This window comes from Paenibacillus sp. 32O-W, assembly GCF_007679495.1.
GTDB lineage: Bacteria > Bacillota > Bacilli > Paenibacillales > NBRC-103111 > Paenibacillus_L > Paenibacillus_L residui.
In genome coordinates, this window is sequence record NZ_VEGP01000074.1 from 1 (window position 1) to 21,629 (window position 21,629).

Below are 21,629 nucleotides of genomic sequence, written 5' to 3' on the forward strand. Positions count from 1 at the left end.
TTAATGTTGCACATTTGATCTTGGGATATTTCTGACGAAATGCCAAAGTTGCAATGGTTGGGTTAGTTTGGTTAGTTTGGTTAGTTTGGTTCGTTGGGGTCGTTGGGGTCGTTGGGGTCGTTGGGGTCGTTGGGGTCGTTGGGTCGTTGGGGTCGTTGGGGTCGTTGGGGTCGTTGGGGTCGTTGGGGTCGTTGGGGTCGTTGGGGTCGTTGGGGTCGTTGGGTTGGTTGATGGTTACTATCTAACAGAACGTCGCGCCGTATATTTTCTGAGCGAAAGGGATAACAGTCAAAGGGGCTAAGAATAGAGATATTGTCTTAGAAATATCGGCAAAACCACAGGATATGGCCGGGCGAAAGATCGCGCGGATTATTTATATGGAACATCGCAGGTTCATTGTCCAGGGAAAATAGTTCTTTTAACGGTTTAAATAAATAACCAGGGTTTCATTAGGAACAAAATACGTTTAGGCATCGGAGTAGGTAAACCAATCCTGAGTTATTGGGATAACAGCCAAAGAAGGGGTTCTCTTATAAGTCGATCTATGATTTTTCAAGCCCCACCTAGAGTTAAATTTCGCTGATAAAAAGGACCCCGTTCCCACTCAGAGTGGGATTTGAGGTCCTTTTTGCCTTCATTTTTGGGATTTTCCCGTTTTATGCGAACATTTTTGGGACAGCCCCTTCGATTTGAATATATTTATATTTTTACCGCACGTTCTCTATCAGCAACTGCGCTTGGGCTGCAGCTATCCGAGCTAACGGAACACGATACGGTGAGCAACTGATATAATCCAGGCCCGCGGCATGGAAAAACATAATTGAAGAGCGATCACCGGCGTGCTCCCCACAAGCTCCTGTTTTTAATAGGGGGTTTGCCGTTTTGCCTTTTGCCAGTGCCCATTCGATCAGTTGCCCGACACCTTCCCGATCAAGAACTTGAAACGGATTATGCGGAAGCAGCTTTTGCTCAAGATAATGGTTTAAAAACTTTCCTTCGGCATCATCACGACTATATCCAAACGTCATTTGAGTTAAATCGTTTGTCCCAAAGGAGAAAAAGTCTGCATGCTCGGCGATCTGGTCAGCAGTTAATGCAGCGCGAGGAACCTCGATCATCGTTCCGACTTTATAATGTATGGCGTTCTGTTCCCTACCAAGGACCCGTTCCGCCACAAGGTCCACTACCTGACGCATATGCCTTATTTCCTGGGGATGGCCAACAAGTGGGATCATAATTTCGGGAGCGACTTTAATCCCTTCCGACAAACATGCTGCCGAGGCACGGAATATCGCTTCAACCTGCATCTCGTAAATTTCCGGGAACACGATTCCGAGGCGACAGCCGCGCTGACCCAGCATCGGGTTTGTTTCATGAAGCGTACGTACTTTGCGGATCAACTGCTCTAATTCAACCAGATTCGCTTGATCGGCATGTTCTAATGCCCTGTAATATTGCTGCTGCAGTTCTTCCAAATTAGGAAGAAATTCATGCATCGGCGGATCGAGTAGACGGATGGTTACCGGCTTACCGCCCATCGCGCGAAAGAGACCCGCGAAGTCCTCCTCCTGCATTGGCAGCAATTGGGCAAGCCACTTCATCCGTTCTTCCCTGCTCTCTGCCAGAATCATGCTGCGGACAACCGGAAGGCGGTCTGCCCCGAAGAACATATGCTCAGTCCGGCACAGCCCGATGCCTTCTGCACCAAACATTCCGGCTTTGCGGGCATCGTCCGGATTATCCGCATTCGCCATTATACGAAGCTTGCGCACCTCGTCCGCCCAATGTAAAATCTGTTCAAGCTCGGAGGAAAGCTTCGCTTCCTTCACCTGAATAGCCCCTGCTATGACCTGTCCGGTCGCCCCGTCGATCGAAATCCAATCTCCTTCAAGAATCAGACGCTGACCCGCTCTGAACGCCCGGTCCTCAACGCTCAACTCTTCGCAGCCGCATACGCATGGTTTCCCCATGCCGCGGGCCACGACCGCCGCATGGCTGGTCATTCCTCCACGGCTCGTCAACACTCCTTCGGCCGCAATCACCCCGTGAATATCCTCCGGGGTCGTCTCCGTGCGGACAAGGATGACGGGCTTGCCTTCCTTCTTCCACTGCTCGGCTGTGTCTGGATCAAAGACAACTTGCCCACAGGCGGCGCCTGGAGAAGCAGGAAGGCCTGTAGCGATCACATCTAATTCAGCGGAAGAATCGAAAGACCGATGGAGCAGTTGGTTAAGATGGGTTTCGTCAATTCGCAGCAATGCTTCTTCTTTAGTGATGATCTTTTCCTCAACCATTTGTACCGCAATTCTCATAGCGGCTTGCGGCGTTCTTTTGCCTCCCCTGGTCTGCAATATGTAAAGCCTCTGCTTGTCCACCGTAAATTCGATATCCTGCATATCTTTGTAATGCCGCTCCAATTTATCGGCCAGCTCTGTAAGCTGACGATATAAATCAGGCATTTGTTGTTCCATACGGCGTATAGGAAGCGGGGTTCGGATTCCGGCAACTACATCCTCTCCTTGTGCATTGGTTAAATATTCGCCAAAAAGCATTTTATCCCCTGTAGCCGGGTTTCGGGTGAACACGACTCCGGTTCCGCAATCATCCCCCTTATTCCCAAAAACCATCGATTGGATACTAACCGCAGTCCCTACTTCATCCGGTATCCGATGGGCTTTACGGTAAATAATCGCTCTGGAGTTGTTCCACGACCTGAACACCGCTTCAATCGCTTTCTCAAGCTGTTCCATGACGTTCTGCGGGAACGCCCCCGAAGTTTCTTGTTGAATGAGGGTTTTGTAATTTTCGATTAATCTTCGCCAGCCTTCTGCCGTTACTTCTCCTTCCTCGGTACAGCCCATCTCTCTTTTCATGAAATCCAACCGTTCTTCGAAATGAACTAAAGGTATTCCAAGCACAACATTTCCGTACATTTGGATAAGGCGGCGATAACAATCGTATGCGAAACGTTCATCCCCCGTAGACTCGGCCAAGCCTCTCACCGTATCATCGTTAAGCCCGAGATTCAAAATCGTATCCATCATTCCAGGCATCGAGTCGACCGAACCTGAACGGACGGATACCAGGAGCGGATTCTCAAGATCGCCAAATCGTTGGCCGGTTTCGGTTTCCACAGCTTGGAGTGCAGAAACGACCTGCTCCATCAAGTCTGCCGGAAGAGCACACCCCCCCAAATAAAAAGCACGACATGCCTCCGTAGTTATGGTAAATCCGGGAGGCACCGGAAGACCGATGCCTGTCATCTCCGCCAAATTAGCTCCTTTGCCGCCAAGCAGTTCCTTCATTGTCTTGCTGCCTTCCTGAAAACGATAGACCCATTTATTGTTATTCATCCGCTTCGACTCCTCCAACCCGGTTGCAATTTCCTTCATTGCATTCCGTGTAGAACATTCGGACACCCTCTGTAGGCACCGTTCCTATAATTCTGCCGCAGCTTCGACATAAAATAGTACCGAGTTCCAAAGGAAATACGCCAGCCGTCTTTTCCGTTAAACCCATATTATGTTCCACACACATTCCCCTTCCCAGCTTTTTGTCGCTCTAAACCTATTTGTCAGATAGAGCTTAATTATGAGTACTATAAATTAATATATGACGTCATATTCGTAGTATTATAATACATTAATCATTTATATGACGCAATATATAAATTTAATCATTTTTTATTACGTTTTTTTCTGTAAATTCATCTATTCTTGTCCGCCAGCCTTCATGAATGCTCTCAATTAAAATCGGAGCCCCGACATAACTGGGCCTGAGTCAAAAGCATTCGATTCTTTTTTCCCCGTGATTTCACTTTTAACGCCAAAAGACCGATATTAGTTATGAAATCCAAAACGAGGAGGGTTTACATGGATATAGCAGCCCTATCTATAGTACTCAGCCAGGCATCATTGTCTCAATCCGTCGGGATTCGTCTGCTGAGCATGTCCAAAGATCAGGCCGAGCAGCAGGGCCAAACGATCTCACAGATGATGGAAACCACAAGCATCCATCCGGATTTGGGCCATAACTTGGACATTCGTATTTAATCGCCGGCTGCCCGGCTTAAGAAGTTATTCAGGTTCATATCCGTTACCTCAATGAAATTATGCAACCAAGTCGCTTCCTCTTTTCTGAAGGAGGCGATTTTTTTATTGATTTTTATTCTAATTTATATATTATAATAAATATTATTCAAATTATAATATATGGAGGTCTCGAATGAACACAAAACCATCTAAAGGCACTCGCGTCACGATCGCTGGGCTGATGCTGGCTCTTTTGCTCGTGTCCCTGGACTCGACCATCTTATCCACGGCCATCCCGACCATCGTTGCCGATCTGGGAGGGATGGATCAGTTTTTCTGGGTATTCTCCGCCTACTTGGTTGCGAGTGCGGCGGGAATGCCCATTTTCGGCAAACTTTCCGATCAATACGGGCGCAAGCTGTTTTTTGTCCTTGGCTTGATCTTATTCATGATTGGCTCATTGCTCTGCGGAAGCTCGCAATCTATGACACAGCTCATCCTTTACAGGGTGCTGCAGGGAATCGGAGGCGGATCGCTGATGCCCGTCATTTTCACGATTATTTTCGATCTGTTCCCTCCCGACAAAAGGGGGAAAATCGTCGGTTTATTTAGCTCCGTATTCGGTCTTTCCAGCGTATTGGGGCCGCTTGCCGGGGCATTCTTCTCCGACCATCTTCATTGGAGATGGATTTTCTATATCAACATGCCTCTGGGCATTGCCGCCCTGCTGCTCGTCGTCTACTTCTACCGCGAATCTTTCGCCCGCATCCGCTCCTCTATTGATTGGGCCGGTACCCTGCTGTTGATCGGCTCGATTCTCTGCCTGATGTTCGCATTGGAATTGGGGGGCAATCAATCTTCCTGGTCTTCTCCTGTAGTCATCAGCTTGTTCACGGCTTCTGCCGTTTTACTTCTTGTCTTCCTGTGGGCGGAAACCCGGGCTGCCGATCCGCTTATTCCGCTCTCCTTGTTCAAGCAAAAGCTTTTCATATCCAGCATGGTTATTGGCGTCGGATTCGGAATGATTCTAATGGGAGGCGCTTCGTTAATTCCTTTGTTCATTCAGGGGGTTATCGGAGGATCGGCGACAAATGCGGGGATTGTGCTTATGCCGATGATGTTAAGCCTGGTGGCAGGCAGCACCATTGGAGGCATCTTTGTCAATAGAACCGCTTATCGTAACCTTATGCTTCCGGGAGCAGCTTGCTTGCTGGCCTCCGTCATCCTGCTCAGCATGATTACGCCGGACTCCGCTCGCTGGATCATAACTTTGGATATGATGCTAATGGGCCTGGGCATCGGCATATCTTTTCCGGTTTCATCGTTAATGGCGCAGCATAGAATAGGCAAACACCATAGAGGAACCGTCAATTCTCTGGTCCGGTTCTCCCAGGCTTTAGGCAATACGCTGGGGATTTCCTTGCTGGGCAGCCTGCAAACCAATGCCTTGACGACGAGATATGCCGAATGGTTCGTCAAGACGGAGCCGGGGGAGCTGTTCCGCAATCCGGAGGCGCTTCTCGATCAAGAGGTGCGGTCGATGATTCCCGCCGGGCTATTGGATCAGATTACGGGAATTCTCTCCGATTCCATCGCTTACGCTTTTATGTGGGCAGTACCGATAGTCCTTGTCACTTTCTTTTTCATTTTGTGGATAGGAAATGCTAAAATAGGAAAGGAAAGGACCTTTCCGGCCGGTTCGGAATCCAATGCACAGGCGTAAATTCTAACTAGCCGGGGGAAAAGTATGGCAAGAGGTGTGAAACCGTATGTCTATGAAATTGGCTATCCTCGGACTGCTTATGGAGAAGGACAACCATCCCTACGAGATGCTGCAGGAAATGAAAGAAAGAGAAATGCATTATTATATGAAAATTCAATACGGCTCTCTTTACTATGCGATTGATCAATTGAATAAAAACGGCTGGATTGAAAAAGTAGAGGTGACGAGCGAAGGAAATCGGCCGGAGAAAACCATTTATCGGATAACGGAGGACGGCAAGAAACAGTTTCAAACTATGCTCCTGGAGCAGATGCAAGAGCCCCCGCAGCTTGTGCATCCTCTATTTGCCGCCCTCTCTTTCGCCCGATACGGGGATCAGGACCGAATTGCGGAAATTGTGCGGCAACAGATGGAGAGTATGGAGCAGATGGTCCATAAAATGAAGGCTCTTTACGACGAACACGTCCCCTACGCCTCGCGCTCCAGCCTGCATATGATGTGGGGGGGCTATCTTCACGCTTTGACGGAATGGAATTGGCTCAAAACTCTTTATGAGGAAGCCAAAGCCGGAAAACTGACCGAAATCGGGGCCCCCCCGGAAGGTTTTCCCGATGGGCAAAATCCGAGCTAGCGGGTCTTATCTTGCCCGCTAGCTCTTTTTCCTTTTGACAGCAAAAGCAAAAAAACCGGATAGATGGAAGCCTCTCATAGGCTCCCTCCACCCGGAATAAAATGTTTTTTTTCGTAATCACCGTTGCATTGTAGATCACAATTCTTTTGCCATTAAAATTGAACAATGCTTTATTTCTATACTCCGTTTCTTTAATTTCGATTTTTCCCCGCATGCTCCCCCGGTCAATTTCCCATTATTACGACAACAAGGTAATGACCAGCAATTCGTAAAGGACTAACGGAAGGATGACATTATTATATGCGTAAGCGTTGTAATACGGATTCCAGAATGACCGCTGCATGGAAGGATATTGGGGGACGCTTAAATAGAGATGTCCGTTGTCCATATGGACAATTGTCCCTTCATAAACATGCCCGTCGATCATTTCGACACGAACCGGTCTTTGCATGCATTGCCCACAGATCATCCGAACCTTGCTGCGGATGGATTTGATCGTTTCCACGCGTTCCGCATCCGCCTGGTAAACAGTTTGCCGGCTAACAAGTTCCACATTCATCATTTACAGCCTCCGATCTTTGTCACTTTCCCTTGCATTCTATGCCAATGCCTAGAGAAAGGTTCGAATCATACGGAAAAAACGAAGGCTTGTCTTTTTCCCCATCCGAGAACATACGTGACAAACAAAGGAGGGAGCCGACGGGGGGGAGCAATCCGAACATCGCCATGACCACTCCCCTACCCTCCAGCCCGCATGAATTACGGGTTGCCGGGACGATCCGTTAGGTTGTATCGTAGAGGGTAGATATTAGGATTATATACGCAAGGAGGGACCGTATTGACTCCCGAATTATTCCCATCCCCCTATCCCCGGATCTTCCCGCTTGGCGAATCCGCCGTTCTCGTGGAGCTGGGGGACCGCATTGACCCGGATATCCATCATCAGGTCCTGTCTTTGGCGGCGGAGCTGGAAGCCCGGTCTTTTCCCGGCTTGATTGAGGTCGTCCCGGCTTTCAACACGCTCGCGGTTTATTATGACCCGTATACTGTGTCCTGTCCTGAGCAAGCGGTTCAATCCGCGGGTCAAAACGTCCTTTCACCGTATTTGGCGGTATGCGAATGGGTCCGGGAAGCGGCTGCCCGAACGGAGAGCCATGAAGCTGAACCTCTGGTTCACCGCAGGGTAGTATCCATTCCCGTCTGCTACGGGGAAGAGTACGGCCCCGATCTCGAATACGTTGCGATTCTGAACGGGCTCACTCCCGAGGATGTAATCGCTATTCACTCCGGCAGAGATTACCGTGTCTATATGATCGGCTTTGCTCCCGGGTTCCCTTACTTGGGCGGAATGTCGGAGCGAATTGCGGCTCCCCGTTTGTCTGCCCCTCGATCTGTGATCCCGGCGGGCTCGGTAGGCATCGCCGGCACTCAAACGGGGATATATCCGCTCCCCACTCCGGGCGGCTGGCGGCTGATCGGCCGTTCTCCGCTTGTCCTGTTTAACCCGGAGGAATCCCCGCCCACGCGGCTTCAAGCCGGGGATACGGTCCGCTTTCAGCCGATTACGGCCTCAGAATACAAACAATGGGAGAGACGTCGATCATGAGCTTGCACGTTCTGCAACCCGGACTTTTCACGACCGTCCAGGACAAAGGCCGGGCCGGCTTCCAGAAATACGGCGTTCCGGTCGGCGGCGCCATGGACGCCTTCGCCTTGCGGACGGCCAACGCGCTGGTCGGCAACGCGGAGGACGCTGCCGCCCTGGAAATGACGTTGACGGGCCCGGCCCTCCGGTTCGACACCGATGCGCTCATCGCCATCTGCGGAGGGGACTTGTCCCCCTCCATCGACGGCGATGCCGTGCCGGCCTGGCGGCCCGTCTACGTCAAACGCGGCGGCACGCTCCGCTTCGGCGGCTGCCGGAGCGGCTGCCGCGCGTACCTCGCCGTAGCGGGCGGCATCGCGGCTCCCCGCGTGCTGGGCGGCCGCGGCCTGTACCTGCGCGCCGGCATCGGCGGACTGCACGGCCGGCCCCTGCAGCGCGGCGATACGCTGCCGCTCGGCCCCGCCGGGGACCGCGCGCGGAGGCTGGCCGCCCGCCTCGCCGCCGCTTGCGGCAGGCGGCCCTTCGCCGCCACCGGCTGGTTCATCCGCCGGGAGGCGCTGCCGCCCTACCGCGAGGACCCCGTCCTGCGGTACGTCCCCGGGCGGGAATATGACGCCTTCAGCGCCGACAGCCGAACCCGGTTCGGCTGCTCGCGCTTCCTCGTCACCTCCCGCTCCGACCGGATGGGCTACCGCTTGGACGGGCCGCTGCTGGCGCTCAGCGAGCCGGCGGATAGCATTTCGGAGCCGGTGACGGCGGGCACTGTGCAGGTTCCCCCGGACGGCCGCCCGATCATTCTGATGGCCGACAGGCAGACCACCGGCGGCTATCCGAAGCTGGCTCAGATTGCCGAGGTCGACCTTCCGGTGTTGGCGCAGGTGAAGCCGGGGGACACACTCGCCTTCCGGCAAATCTCCCGTGCGGAGGCCGAGACGCTCCTGCTGCAGAGGGAAGCGGAATTGCGGAAGCTCGCGCTGTCCATTGAATTGAAGCAAAATGAAGGAGAGGTTCATTCTTGTATACTATCGACTTGAACTGCGATTTGGGCGAAGGCTTCGGAGCCTACCGGATCGGCAATGACGAAGCCCTCATTCCGCTGGCCACCTCCGTGAACATCGCCTGCGGCTTTCATGCCGGAGATCCGTCCACGATGCGCAAGACCGTCCGTCTGGCGCTGGAGGCAGGGACGGCCATCGGGGCCCATCCGGGGCTTCCGGACCGAGCCGGCTTCGGACGCCGGCGGATGGAGATCACGCCCCAGGAAGCTTACGACCTGACCGTGTACCAGGTCGGGGCCCTGCAGGCCTTCGTGCATGCGGAGGGCGGTACCATGCAGCATGTCAAGCCACATGGCGCCCTCTATAACATGGCGGCCCAGAGCGCTCCGCTTGCGGAAGCCGTGGCGGAGGCCGTGCGGCGGGTAGATCCGTCCCTGCTGTTGTTCGGCTTGTCCGGATCGGAATTGATCCGCGCCGGCCGCAAGCTTGGGCTTGCGACCGTCAGCGAAGCTTTCGCCGACCGGACCTATCAGGCGGACGGAACGCTGACTCCGCGCTCCCACCCGCACGGCCTCCTCACCGACCCGCAGCAAGCGGCGGACCAGGCTGTCCGGATGACCATCGAGGGGAAGGTCCGCTCGTTGGACGGGCAGGAGGTCAGCCTGGAGGTCCAGACCGTCTGCATTCACGGAGACGGCGAAGAAGCGTTGGCCTCCTCCCGCCTCATCCGCGAAGCGCTGCTGGCCGCGGGAATTGCCATTCGCTCACCACAGCGGCAGCAGGAAGGCGGTTTATAAGCTTAAGGCTATCCCGCACCTTCTTTGCCCAACAGAATCGAATCACTGTTTACACCCTTTCCATACTTTCAGGGACAGGAGGAGATCAAGCATGAAATCCGTACTGCTTACAGGCTTCCAGCCTTTCGGCGGCGAAACGGTCAACCCGTCACTGGAGGCCGTCAAACGGCTGCAGGGAGCAGCGGTCGAAGGAGCCAGGCTGGAGGCTCTGGAAATGCCGACCGTCTTTGGCAAATGCCTGAACGTGCTCGAGAAGGCCATCGATGCCCTTCAGCCTGATATTGTCATTGCCGTAGGTCAAGCCGGCGGGCGCAGCGGAATTACCGTCGAACGGATAGCGATCAACATCGATGACGCGCCGATTCCGGACAATGAAGGCAACCGTCCGATAGATACCCCGATTATTGCTGGAGGTCCGGCGGCCTATTGGTCCACTTTGCCCGTCAAAACCATCGTAAGCCGCCTGCGGCAAGCAGGCATCCCGGCCTCCGTTTCCCAAACGGCAGGCACTTTCGTATGCAACCATTTGTTCTATGGGCTGTCTCACCTGCTGGCGACCCGTTATCCGGGCACTCGCGGCGGCTTTATCCATATCCCTTACCTCCCGAAACAGGCTGCGGCATTCCCGGACAGGCCGAGCATGAGTCTGGAAGTTATCGTGCGGGCATTGGAAATAGCCGTTCAGACCAGCATCGCCTGCGGGCAGGAGGTAATCCCTGTCGAAGGCGGACAGCTTCATTAATCCTAAGGACGAGTATGGTGTGATAAGAGCGATTCGTCCCGCGTTTCAGGAGAGCGGCTTGATGGAACTCCGTCCCAACTGGATAATGCGGGCCCGGGTGTTGTAGAATAGAAAGGAAATTCACTTGAATCCAGTTTAGTTGAAAAGAGGCATAACGAATGTACGTTGCAGATCGATGGGAACAATTTGAATTAATCGATACCGGAGACGGGGAGAAGCTGGAACGCTGGGGAGGCTATGTCCTGAGACGCCCCGACCCGCAGATCATTTGGCCGGCGGAGGACAGCAACAGCGGGCTTTGGAAAGAGGCTAGCGCCCGTTATTACCGCAGCTCGAGCGGTGGCGGTGAATGGAAGGAACGGGTCAAGCTCCCGGAGCGCTGGAGCATTTCCTACGGCCGCTTGAAGTTTTATATCAAGCCCACCGGCTTTAAGCATACCGGCCTGTTTCCGGAACAAGCCGCCAACTGGGATTGGATGATGGACAAGATCCGGCAAGCCGGAAGGCCGATCAAAGTGCTGAATTTGTTCGCCTATACCGGCGGCGCCACCCTGGCTTGCGCTTCGGCCGGCGCGGAGGTCGTACATGTCGATGCGGCCAAAGGAATGGTTCAGTGGGCGAAGGAGAACGCCGCCTTGTCCAACCTTGCGGACCGTCCTATCCGTTACATAACCGATGATGTCTTCAAGTTTGTCCAGCGCGAGCACCGCCGCGGCAACCGTTACGACGCCATCATCATGGACCCTCCCTCTTACGGCAGGGGACCGAACGGGGAGATGTGGAAGCTGGAGAAGGACCTGTATCCGTTCGTGGAATCGTGTACCGGCATTCTGTCCGACCGGCCGCTGTTCTTCCTGATCAATTCGTATACGACAGGAATTTCCGCTTCGGTGCTTGCCAATATACTAACGCTCGCCTTGCAGAGAAAGCACGGGGGGACGATTGCTACCGGAGAAATCGGATTGCCGATCACGGCAAGCGGGCTGGTGCTGCCCTGTGGAATATTGGGGCGATGGGAATTATGACGATGACGAAGGCCGGTCTTCCTCCTATGAAGGTTCCTGTCCTGTATGAGGACAATCACATCCTGGTGGTGGTGAAGCCGGTGAATATGCCGTCTCAACAGGACGAATCGAACGATCCGGACCTGCTGTCCGTTCTTAAGGAAGATTTGAAAGTCCGCTATCAAAAGCCAGGGAATGTCTATCTCGGTCTGGTCCACCGTCTGGACCGTCCCGTAGGCGGAGTCATGGTGTTCGCCAAAACCTCCAAGGCAGCTTCCCGCTTGGCCGAGGCCGTCCGTACCCGGAAGCTGGACAAGACCTATCTGGCCGTTGTCCACGGAACCCCCAAGCCGACTGCGGGCCGGCTCGTTCATTACCTGCTTAAGGATAGCAGCACGAACACCGTCTCCTCCGTACCCAAAGCCAAAGCCGGGGCCAAGGAAGCCATTCTTGACTACAAGGTTATAGGCCCTTCCGAGCTGCTGAGTCTCGTCGAGATTCATCTGCTCACCGGACGCTCCCACCAGATTCGGGTACAAATGTCGACGGAAGGCCACCCTTTATATGGCGATCAGCGTTACGGGCACGGCCGGAACCGGCCCGGACAGCAAATTGCCCTGTGGTCCTCCAGTCTTTCCTTCGAACATCCGGTCAAGCGGGAGTGGATGACGTTCTCCTGCAGCCCACCGACGGTTTACCCATGGACCGAGTGGAGGGAGGAGCTGGAGCTGAAGTAGGCTCAGGAAGCGTTGGCGACCTTGCCCAGCAAGTAGACCAGCAGCTGCTGATTATGGGCGGAGATCCGGTCCAGATGCGATTGCAGGAACTGCTCCCGGATTTGCACTCCCCTCGCGCATTCCTCTCTTCCCCTGTCCGTTGTCTTCACCCAGACGATTCGGCGGTCATGATCATCCCGTTCGCGGACGATCAGGCCGCCCTTTTCCATTCTGTCCAGCAATGTCGTTATAGCAGCCGGAGTCGTCTCCAGATAGGCAATGAAGTCCGAGGGCTTCATTCTCTCGTGAGCCTCCAGCAGTTCCAGTACATTCAATTGTCCTTCGGTCAACGTTGGGGCCAAGCCGGTTTCCATATGATTCTTAAGATCTTTGGAAAGTTTAAACCACAGTCTGGCGAAATCGTTCGTATACATGCGATTCTTCCCTCCGGTTTCCTTGGTTTGTCCTCATTATAGCACTGACCGAATGTCGATTTAAAGTTTAATCCGCTTAATACTTTATGACATTAATCGATGTGAAAATGTACCTTTTGACGCTCTTCAACATACACATAAAATAGGCAGATGACCCGAGGATCAGATTTTGTAGAATCGCACCCTGGATTTGAAGGATTAGAAAGGGGGAGTCGACATGGATAGTCAAATAAAGCGGGAAATCATCATTCGCGCATTGAAGGAAGGAATAATCAACGACCCAAGCTGGCAGGAACGGTTCGATGAACCGATGCCGGCTTGGGCCATTTTGGAAATTGCACTGAATCTGCTTGACAAAATCGATCCACCATCCATCGGATATGATTAATCCGTCGGCCGATCAACCCTTGATGTCCGGAAAGGCCTGCATTCAGCGATAAATTGCCGCGATAGGCGTTTTAAGTCGTTTTAAGTACCGGACAGACCGCCTAGCGAAGCCCTAACCTTTATTTCGGAGTCTCCTCGATCGTCGCTTTTTTCCCGATGTACTCCAGCTTATTGGCTTTGGAGGCCGGAACAAGCAGCTTGCCCGTTGACTTGCGCTCCTCAATAGGAGCTTTCTCCGTTGAGAAACTGTGTCGCCCGCCGTCATCGAGAATAACGGTTAGTTCGTATTCTTCTTTAACCGCGAAGGCTCCCACGATTACGGAGCCGTTGGAACGGACCCGTTTGCCGTCCTTGAATTCGAAGGTGAATACCCCGCGGCCGCCGCGGCCCTGCAACGGATAATCCAATAGGAGGGAACGCTTGCCGTACCCCAGATCGGTTACGACCAGCACTTCTCCTTCTTCCCCTTTGACCCATTCGGCGGCAACGACTTCATCGTCATCCTTCAGTTGAATGCCCCGGACGCCCCCAGCGGCCCGGCCCATGCTGTTGATTTCATCCTCCATGAAGCGGATGCTCATTCCATTCTTCGTAACCAGAAGTAAATCCTTGCGGTTATCCGATAATTGGACTGCAATGATCTCATCCTGCTCGGAAACCTTGCAGGCGATAATCGCATTGGATCGGTTCGTGAAATATTCCTTCAGTGCCGTTCGTTTAACCTGGCCTTTACGGGTGACGAAGACGACGGACAGCTCCGGATCTTCGAAATCTTTGACCGGAATGACCGAAACGATGCGGTCCTCCTTGGCGATCGGTATCACGTTGACAATCGCCGTCCCGTTCTCCTTCCATTTGTACTCGGGGACCTGATGGACGGGGAGCAGGTAATACTGGCCCTTCGAGGTAAAAATGAGCAAGTTATCTATCGTATTCACATCGAGCAGGAAGCGGAGGAAATCCCCTTCCTTAAGTCCTATGCTGTCCACATCGCCGCCGGACCGGGTAAAGGATAGCTTGCTGGTCCGTTTCACGTAGCCTTCATTGGACAACGCCACGAAGACATCCTCTGCCGGGACCATGACCTCCAGGTTGACCTTGATCTCTTCCATTTCGCCCTGGATTTCGGAGCGTCTGTCGATACCGTAGCGATCGCGGATTTCCGTCAGCTCATCCTTGATAACCTTAAAGAGCTTCCGTTCGCTGGACAGAATCGATTGTAAATAGTCGATCGTCTTGCGGACTTCCTTCAGTTCTTTTTCCAGGGACGTAATTTCGAGATTAGTCAGCCTGTACAGCTGCAACGTGAGTATCGCATCCGCTTGTCTTTCCGTAAAGCCGTACTGCTCGACTAAATTATTCTGGGCATCCTGGCGGTTTTTGGAAGCTTTAATCGTCGCAATGACATCATCCAGAATATTCAGGGCTTTGACCAGCCCTTCGACTACGTGAGCGCGGTCCTCCGCCTTCTCCAGATCATATTGCGTCCGGTAGGTGACGACTTCCTTCTGGTGAGCGATATAGGCAGTCAGCATCTGCTTCAAGCCAAGCTGCTGTGGTGTCTTGTTGACAATCGCCACCATGTTGAAGTTATAGGTCACCTGGAGATCGGTGCGCTTTAACAAGTACGCCAGAATTCCTTGGGCGTCCGCGTCTTTCCGCAGCTCGACAACGATGCGAAGCCCGTTGCGCCCGCTTTCGTCCCGTACCTCCGCAATCCCTTCCACCTTTTTCTCCAGCCGGATGTTTTCCATGGCCGTGACCAGGCGGGCTTTCACGACCTGATACGGAATTTCCGTAATGACGATCTGCTGCTTGCCGCCCCGCAAATCCTCAATCTCCGTCTTGGCGCGCAGGTGAATACGCCCTTTGCCCGTTCGATAGGCTTCGCGAATGCCGTCTTCCCCCATAATGATTCCGCCGGTCGGGAAATCCGGTCCCTTCACGATTTCCATCAACTGTTCCAGGGTCAGGTCCGGATCATCCATGACCGCCATACATGCGTCGATCACCTCGCGTAAATTGTGAGGCGGAATTTCCGTGGCAAAACCGGAGGAGATCCCGCTCACCCCATTGACCAGCAGATTGGGGAAGCGCGAAGGCAGAACGACCGGCTCCTTGGCCGTATTATCGAAGTTATCCTTGAACACTACCGTCCGCTTCTCGATATCGCGCAGCATTTCCATGGCGATGGACGATAACCGGGCTTCCGTATAACGCATCGCCGCCGGAGGATCATCGTCCTGGGACCCCCAGTTGCCGTGGCCGTCAATCAGCGCATGCCCCATTTTCCAGGATTGGGCCATACGGACCATTCCGTCGTAAATGGAAGCATCTCCGTGCGGATGGTAGTTCCCCATGACATCCCCTACCGTCTTGGCCGATTTGCGGTAGGGCTTGTCCGGCGTGTTCCCGGCTTCGTACATGGAATACAGGATGCGCCTCTGTACCGGCTTCAGTCCGTCACGAACGTCCGGAATCGCCCGGTCTTGAATGATGTATTTGGAATAGCGGCCGAACCGGTCTCCCATGACATCTTCTAAAAAGGCAGGTAAAAATTTTTCCAGCTTACTCATGGCGTCTGTCCCCTCTATTCTTCAAATTCCGTAAAGTCCACATTTTCAATAATCCAGCGCTTCCGGGGATCGACCTTATCGCCCATCAAAGTGGACACTCTGCGTTCCGCCTTGGCCGCATCCTCAATCATGACCTGGAACAAGGTCCGGCTTTCCGGATTCATCGTCGTCTCCCACAGCTGCTCGGGATTCATCTCTCCGAGCCCTTTATAACGCTGAATTTCTACGTTCTTGCCCATTTCCTTCATCGCTTGCTGCAGCTCTTCATCGCTGAACACATAGCGTTCCTCCGGTTTCTTGCCGGCCTTCTTGGTCAGCTTGTACAGTGGAGGCTGAGCGATATATACCCGTCCGGAATCAATAAGCGGCTTCATGTAACGGTAGAAGAAAGTCAGCAGCAGCACCTGAATGTGAGCTCCATCCGTATCGGCGTCGGTCATAATAATGATTTTGCCGTAATTGCTTTCTTCCTGGTCGAACTCGCTGCCGACTCCCGCCCCGATGGCTGCAATGATCGCTTTATACTCATCATTCTTCAAAATATCCAGAAGCTTGGCCTTCTCCGGATTCATAGGCTTTCCTTTGAGCGGGAGGATCGCCTGATGCTTCGAATCCCTTCCTTGCTTGGCCGAGCCTCCGGCCGAATCCCCCTCCACGATGAACAGCTCGTTGTTCGCATAGTCCTTGGACTGGGCAGGGGTGAGCTTTCCGTTCAGATTCGAGCTTTCGCTCCTCCCTTTCTTGCCTGAGCGGACTTCTTCCCGGGCTTTACGAGCCGCTTCCCGGGCCTTCGCCGATTGCACCGCCTTCTTGAGCATCATCTGGGCAACCTGCGGATTTTCCTCCAGGAAAATCGCCATTTTATCGGATACGACCGCATCCACCGCGCTTCTCGCCGATGAGCTGCCCAACTGATCTTTCGTCTGTCCGACAAATTCGACGTCGCTCATTTTGATGTTGATGACGGCCATCAGTCCTTCGCGCAAATCCGCGCCGTCCAGATTTTTGTCCTTTTCCTTCAAAATCCCCGTCTTGCGGGCGTATTCATTCATCACGCGGGTGTAAGCCGTCTTAAACCCGGTTTCATGCGTTCCGCCGCCTCGGGTCGGAATGGAGTTAACGAAAGAGGCTAACGTTTCCGTATAGCCGTCATTATATTGCAGCGCAACCTCCACTTCGATCTCATCCTTCTCCGCGGCGAAATGAATGACATCGTGCAGAACCGACTTCCCTTCATTCAAAAATTGAACGAATTGGCTGGCTCCGCCATCGTATTCGAAGTGATCGACCTTCTCCGACCGCTCGTCCTTGATCGTCACCTTCAGCCCGGAATTCAGGAACGCGATTTCCTGCAGCCGCTCCGCAAGTGTGTCGTAGCTGACGCTGATTCCGTTGGCAAACACCCTTCTGTCAGGGAGAAAAGAGACCTTCGTCCCTGTCCGGTTGGTGTTTCCGATGACCTCCAGACCGGTCACCGCTTCCCCGACGTGCTCTTTGCCGTCGGCGTCCACCCAATACTCGAATCGCTGCTTGTGGATTTTACCGTCGCGGTAAATTTCTACCTCCAGCCATTCGGACAGGGCATTCGTGACCGATGCCCCGACCCCGTGCAATCCCCCGGATTTTTTGTAACCGGCTCCGCCGAATTTACCTCCGGCATGGAGCATGGTGAAGACCACCTGCGGCGTAGGGATGCCGGACTTGTGTATTCCGGTCGGAATCCCCCGGCCATTATCCCGGACGGTAATCGATTGATCTTTATGAATAACGATTTCGATCTCCGAACAGAATTTGGCCAGGTGCTCGTCCACCGAATTATCGACAATTTCCCATACGAGATGGTGCAATCCGGACGTTCCGGTGCTCCCTATGTACATTCCCGGCCGCTTGCGTACAGCCGTCAATCCTTCCAGTATCTGTATATCATCCGCCCCGTACTCCGCTGTACGAGGCGCATTGTCTTGCGTGAATAAATCCAACTGCTCGGCCATTCATGTGCCTCCTAATCAAAGTAAGCTATGACATCTAGAATATGGCATCGATTGTATCCATACTAGTTCATTATATCCTTCCGAGTAAAAACAGTAAAAGCGATAATGAGTGCCGCCACCCCCCAAACCGCAAGAGTCGCCAGGGAGAAGGTCAATGTCATTCCCGGCACAGGTGGAATAGAGCCCGTTAAATAATTGATCGTCTCCAAGTTTACCATAAACAAATATTTAGCGCTCTCCCAGGTGGAGACCATATTGGTCAGTATTGTTCCGGCGATGAGCGTCGCGAGCATTATTCCCATACTGGCTGCGGTACTGCGGACCAGAACGGATACCATTAGCGACAGTGTAGCGACGATCACGCCGGAGAACCAGGCGAGGCCGATTTCCATTAGAATGAACTGCCATTGCGGAATCGCATGGACGTTAGCCGTGCTCAATTCGTCCCCGATCAGCTGATATCCGATCAGCACCGGCATATTCCATCCCGAATAGCCGAAGACGGCACCCGAGATGAGATAAGACAAAATAGCGGTAGACAGGAGGATCAGCCCGACAAACAAAATGAGGGTGACCCATTTGCTCATCAAAATTTTCCATCTTTGCACCGGCCTTGTCAACAAAAGCTTGATCGTTCCCGTCGAATGCTCCGAGGAAATGATATCGGAAGCCATGACCGCAATCAAGAGCGGAATGAACAAACTGACCGAATTCTGGACAAAATCCCTCATGAAGGTTACCCCGCTAGGCCACTGCGGGTTGACGTTCTGCTCAAGCGCATACTGCAGTCTCTGCACCTCGACCCGCAGAATCTTCTTCCATTCCTCAGCCACCCGGTTGCTGTTCAATCGGTTGGTATAGTCAATGATTTGCTGCTGGGTCGTTACCCGCCAGTCTTCCGTCCCGAACTGCTTGCGGTAGTTTTCGGCCACCTTCATCTGGGCATAGGTAAACATCGGGATCAGAATAGCGAGAATTAGAACAACGACAAGGAAACGGCGCTTCTTTAACATTTTGATCATTTCGTTCTGCACGAGCGGATATAAACTAACCAATTCGTTCACCCTCCGTCAGCCGCAAGAATAAATCTTCCAACGTCGGAATTTTATGAACGATGGCCAACACCCCAATGCCTGATCCGACCAGTTTCGCATTTATAGCAGGCACCTCTTCCTCCGTAAGAACCGTTGCAATTTCGCCGGCTCCGGCTCCCGCTTCCGTTCCTCGCCCCTCTTCTTCGTGCCCAAGCAAGCGAGACCATTCGTTGACGATCTCAATCCCGCTTTGACTAAAGAACCGGACGGCCTCCTCGTACCGGTTCACTTTCCAGACGACGATATTATCAGTTTGACTGATCAGCTCGTCCACTTCCCCCACCGCAATAACCGAGCCTTGGGTAATGATCGCTACCCGGTCGCACATCAATTGAATTTCGCTCAGTAAATGGCTGGACACGAATACGCTCAACCCGGTTGAGGCGAGCTTGCGAATAAATTCCCTCATCTCTTTAATCCCCTGCGGGTCGAGCCCATTAGTAGGTTCATCCAATATAAGCAGCTTGGGGCGACCCAACAGTGCCTGGGCAATTCCGAGCCGCTGCCTCATTCCGAGCGAATAAGTTTTAACTTTATCATGAATCCTTTTATCCATTCCGACGATCTCCACGACCTCGGCGATCCGTTCGGCAGATACCCCAGGCAGCATCCGGGCAAAATGCTCCAGATTTTCCCACCCGGTCAAATAACCGTATAACTCGGGGTTTTCCACGATACAGCCAATGTTCCTCAACGCCTCTGTCGGTTTATCGCGTAAGGAAATGCCGCAGACAGAGATTGTCCCCTCCGTCGGCTTGATCAAATGAACGAGCATCCGGATCGTCGTCGTTTTGCCTGAACCGTTCGGGCCTAGGAAACCAAACACTTCCCCTGCCTTAATATCAAAGGAAACTCCTTTAATGATCCATTTTCCCCGGATTTTTTTCTTTAAATTCCGCACATTCAGAACCTGTTCGCCAGCTGGCATTCCTTATCCCCCCTTGGCCCGTTATTCAAGCACCTGCATGACCCGCTCCGCCATGCGCTCATAGCCGTCTTCGTTCGGATGAAAGTGATCATTGGCCAAATACTTGGTCAAATAGGTTTCGAACAAATCATAGGTAGGAACAACGGTTAAATTGTGGAGCTTGGTGGAAAGCGACGTCGCATGATGGTTCCATTCGTGAAGCAGGAGAGAGCCTTGTCCAACCGAATCGAAATCCAGAAAAGGGTGGTATAATCCGACATAGATAATTCTAGCCTTCGGATTCAACTCGGCTATCCGGTTTAATATCCGTTCCAGACGCTCCAATGCATCCGGCATCTGTTGTGCCACGCTGTCAAAGTCGATCTCCAAGGAATCGGAATTGGTGGCGGCTGCCGAACCAAAGCCAAATTGAAACAGGTCGTTACCGCCGATCGTGACGAAGACTAGATTGGCCTTCTGGATCGACTGCGGAATCTCGCCGTTGTCATTGTAGATATAATCAAGCAATTGACTCGTCCGAAGACCTCCAACGGCATAATTCCACACATATACATCTTTTCCTGTTGCGCTTTCCAGCCGCTTCTTCACTTTTCCAACATAGCCTTCGCCCGTAATATCTCCCTGCCCCTTGGTCAGGGAATCGCCCAGCGCCACGATTTGAATCTTGTCCGAGGATAATAACGGATTGGCTTCTACCGGCTTCTCCCGTGAGATTGCGGGCTCGCCGGCCGACGGGTACCAAATGGATTTAACCGCATATACAAACCCGAACAGAAACAACAGCGTGGAAAGGACAGCCACCAAACCGGTCGTTCTCCACAGAAGCCGCGATGAATTCATTGCCTACGCTCTCCCCCTGACCTCTCTATTTCATTGGCTGCTCTAAAAAAGTTAATTTCCCTTATTAGAGTAAAGGTTCCTCTCACATTTTGCAACTTGCCGCCCAAGATGCAGCAAGTTCTCTTCAAGTATTCTCCCGTCCTGTATTAACACGTGATACAAATAACGACCCTCCCGAACAATCAGGAAGGTCGCCGCACGATCTATTTAATTTGCTTGTTCTGCCAGCTTATTCAAATTGGCGAGGCTCAGTCGGAGGCTATCCATTGGGTCCCCCGGGCACACGTCTTGTTCAACCGCGTACCACTCCACCCCGTTATTCTCTCCCCACTGCAAAATAGGGGCAAAATCTATGACGCCTGTCCCCACCTCAGCAAACGTCCCGGACTCGTCCTTCGACATGTCCTTCAGATGCAATATCGGCATACGGTTGGCATAGGGTTGGATGAATTGCACCGGATCTTGACCGCCTTTCTTCACCCAATAGACGTCAATCTCCGCCAGAACCCGGTTGTCGGAAGAGGGCTCCAGCAAATACTCCAGGGCTGACTTTCCGTCGACAGTCGTTTCAAATTCAAATGCATGATTATGATAGTTCACCCGGAATCCTTCCGCTTCAACCTTGGACGCAATTTCGTTCAGCTCGCGGCGAACCGACCGGTAACCTTCCTCGTTCTTCAATTCGCCCGGCAGTGAAGGGCATACGACGTCTCTGGTGCCTAAAATCCGGGCTTCATTCAGCACTTCGTCGAGCTCATTTTTCAGCCGGTCCAGGGACACATGCATACCTGCGGTTCCCAAGCCGGTTTCCTTCAGCACGGCGGCTATTTCTTCGGCAGTATAACCGTGCAGTCCCGAAATTTGGACCCCCGCCCAGCCCATTTCCTTCAATTGCCTGAGTACTCCCGGGAAATCTTCCTTTACTTGCTCCCTCAAAGTATATAGTTGCGCTGCAAACTTGTGCTTCATGTTAAATTCCTCCCCTGCCTGGAATAGCTTTCCCTATGTATTCGACCATTCATAGATGCGGCAATTCACGGTGTTGCTTGGAATGCAGCCCCTCTCGCCACCCTTTAATCTTACCATAGGATAAAGATCTATTGAAGCAGACTGCTACAATGTTTGAAGATG

20 protein-coding genes are annotated in these 21,629 nt (G+C 52.8%); 10 read left to right on the plus strand and 10 right to left on the minus strand.

Going from position 1 to position 21,629, the window contains the following annotated elements; genetic code table 11:
* Positions 1-707: 707 nt before the first annotated feature.
* Together ppdK and FS806_RS21690 are read right to left on the minus strand one after the other, a co-directional pair.
* Positions 708-3,353 (minus strand): pyruvate, phosphate dikinase, encoded by a 2,646-nt coding sequence (ppdK, locus tag FS806_RS21685; RefSeq protein WP_144940805.1) that lies wholly within the window; start codon positions 3,351-3,353, stop codon positions 708-710.
* Positions 3,346-3,519, minus strand: a complete 174-nt coding sequence (locus FS806_RS21690) for a GapA-binding peptide SR1P (RefSeq protein WP_144940863.1) — start codon at positions 3,517-3,519, stop codon at positions 3,346-3,348. Before FS806_RS21690 ends, ppdK begins: the two co-directional genes overlap by 8 nt.
* A 353-nt stretch (positions 3,520-3,872) precedes the next feature.
* Here FS806_RS21690 and FS806_RS21695 point away from each other — a divergent pair, with 353 nt between their 5' ends.
* The 3 genes from FS806_RS21695 (at position 3,873) to FS806_RS21705 (ending at position 6,385) form a co-directional block, all read left to right on the plus strand.
* The gene (locus FS806_RS21695) at positions 3,873-4,052 is read left to right on the plus strand and encodes a YjfB family protein (protein ID WP_144940808.1); all 180 of its coding nucleotides are present in this window, start codon (positions 3,873-3,875) and stop codon (positions 4,050-4,052) included.
* Between the two features lie 172 nt (positions 4,053-4,224).
* On the plus strand, positions 4,225-5,754 hold the full coding sequence (locus tag FS806_RS21700; RefSeq protein WP_144940811.1) for a DHA2 family efflux MFS transporter permease subunit: 1,530 nt from the start codon (positions 4,225-4,227) through the stop codon (positions 5,752-5,754).
* 46 nt (positions 5,755-5,800) lie between these two features.
* Positions 5,801-6,385, plus strand: a complete 585-nt coding sequence (locus FS806_RS21705; RefSeq protein WP_144940814.1) for a PadR family transcriptional regulator — start codon at positions 5,801-5,803, stop codon at positions 6,383-6,385.
* A 238-nt stretch (positions 6,386-6,623) separates the two neighbouring features.
* Here FS806_RS21705 and FS806_RS21715 read toward each other — a convergent pair whose 3' ends face one another.
* On the minus strand, positions 6,624-6,947 hold the full coding sequence (locus FS806_RS21715; protein WP_313960611.1) for a hypothetical protein: 324 nt from the start codon (positions 6,945-6,947) through the stop codon (positions 6,624-6,626).
* Positions 6,948-7,223: 276 nt separating this feature from the next.
* Here FS806_RS21715 and pxpB point away from each other — a divergent pair, with 276 nt between their 5' ends.
* The 6 genes from pxpB (at position 7,224) to FS806_RS21745 (ending at position 12,269) form a co-directional block, all read left to right on the plus strand.
* On the plus strand, positions 7,224-7,991 hold the full coding sequence (gene pxpB / locus FS806_RS21720) for a 5-oxoprolinase subunit PxpB (protein ID WP_144940820.1): 768 nt from the start codon (positions 7,224-7,226) through the stop codon (positions 7,989-7,991).
* Positions 7,988-9,025 carry a 5-oxoprolinase subunit C family protein gene (locus FS806_RS21725; protein ID WP_144940823.1) on the plus strand — a complete coding sequence of 346 codons (1,038 nt, stop codon included), beginning with the start codon at positions 7,988-7,990 and terminating at the stop codon, positions 9,023-9,025. The genes pxpB and FS806_RS21725 overlap by 4 nt, the downstream gene beginning before the upstream one ends.
* Positions 9,007-9,786 carry a LamB/YcsF family protein gene (locus tag FS806_RS21730; protein ID WP_144940826.1) on the plus strand — a complete coding sequence of 260 codons (780 nt, stop codon included), beginning with the start codon at positions 9,007-9,009 and terminating at the stop codon, positions 9,784-9,786. The genes FS806_RS21725 and FS806_RS21730 overlap by 19 nt, the downstream gene beginning before the upstream one ends.
* Positions 9,787-9,877: 91 nt before the next feature.
* The gene (pcp, locus tag FS806_RS21735) at positions 9,878-10,528 is read left to right on the plus strand and encodes a pyroglutamyl-peptidase I (protein ID WP_144940829.1); all 651 of its coding nucleotides are present in this window, start codon (positions 9,878-9,880) and stop codon (positions 10,526-10,528) included.
* 158 nt (positions 10,529-10,686) lie between these two features.
* Positions 10,687-11,553: a class I SAM-dependent methyltransferase gene (locus tag FS806_RS21740; RefSeq protein WP_144940832.1), complete on the plus strand. Its 867-nt coding sequence runs from the start codon at positions 10,687-10,689 to the stop codon at positions 11,551-11,553.
* Positions 11,550-12,269: an RluA family pseudouridine synthase gene (locus FS806_RS21745; protein ID WP_260982212.1), complete on the plus strand. Its 720-nt coding sequence runs from the start codon at positions 11,550-11,552 to the stop codon at positions 12,267-12,269. The genes FS806_RS21740 and FS806_RS21745 overlap by 4 nt, the downstream gene beginning before the upstream one ends.
* 2 nt (positions 12,270-12,271) lie before the next feature.
* On the opposite strand, the gene FS806_RS21750 is transcribed toward FS806_RS21745, so the two are convergent.
* Complete coding sequence (locus FS806_RS21750; RefSeq protein ID WP_144940835.1) at positions 12,272-12,682, minus strand: MarR family winged helix-turn-helix transcriptional regulator; 411 nt, start codon at positions 12,680-12,682, stop codon at positions 12,272-12,274.
* 217 nt (positions 12,683-12,899) lie between these two features.
* On the opposite strand from FS806_RS21750, the gene FS806_RS25920 reads away from it, so the two are divergent.
* Complete coding sequence (locus tag FS806_RS25920; RefSeq protein ID WP_186328478.1) at positions 12,900-13,070, plus strand: hypothetical protein; 171 nt, start codon at positions 12,900-12,902, stop codon at positions 13,068-13,070.
* Positions 13,071-13,188: 118 nt separating this feature from the next.
* On the opposite strand, the gene gyrA is transcribed toward FS806_RS25920, so the two are convergent.
* The 6 genes from gyrA to FS806_RS21780 all read right to left on the minus strand — a co-directional run bounded on the left by gyrA (position 13,189) and on the right by FS806_RS21780 (position 21,467).
* Positions 13,189-15,645 (minus strand): DNA gyrase subunit A, encoded by a 2,457-nt coding sequence (gyrA, locus tag FS806_RS21755; protein WP_144940838.1) that lies wholly within the window; start codon positions 15,643-15,645, stop codon positions 13,189-13,191.
* A 14-nt stretch (positions 15,646-15,659) separates the two neighbouring features.
* Entirely contained in the window at positions 15,660-17,636 is a 1,977-nt protein-coding gene (parE, locus tag FS806_RS21760) for a DNA topoisomerase IV subunit B (protein WP_144940841.1), read from the minus strand.
* Positions 17,637-17,698: 62 nt separating this feature from the next.
* On the minus strand, positions 17,699-18,691 hold the full coding sequence (locus FS806_RS21765; protein ID WP_144940844.1) for an ABC transporter permease: 993 nt from the start codon (positions 18,689-18,691) through the stop codon (positions 17,699-17,701).
* Complete coding sequence (locus tag FS806_RS21770) at positions 18,684-19,658, minus strand: ABC transporter ATP-binding protein (protein WP_144940847.1); 975 nt, start codon at positions 19,656-19,658, stop codon at positions 18,684-18,686. The genes FS806_RS21765 and FS806_RS21770 overlap by 8 nt, the downstream gene beginning before the upstream one ends.
* A 21-nt stretch (positions 19,659-19,679) precedes the next feature.
* A complete protein-coding gene (locus tag FS806_RS21775) occupies positions 19,680-20,498 on the minus strand; it encodes a GDSL-type esterase/lipase family protein (protein ID WP_144940850.1) in 819 nt (272 codons plus the stop codon).
* A 207-nt stretch (positions 20,499-20,705) separates the two neighbouring features.
* Entirely contained in the window at positions 20,706-21,467 is a 762-nt protein-coding gene (locus tag FS806_RS21780; protein ID WP_144940853.1) for a sugar phosphate isomerase/epimerase family protein, read from the minus strand.
* Positions 21,468-21,629 lie beyond the last annotated feature (162 nt).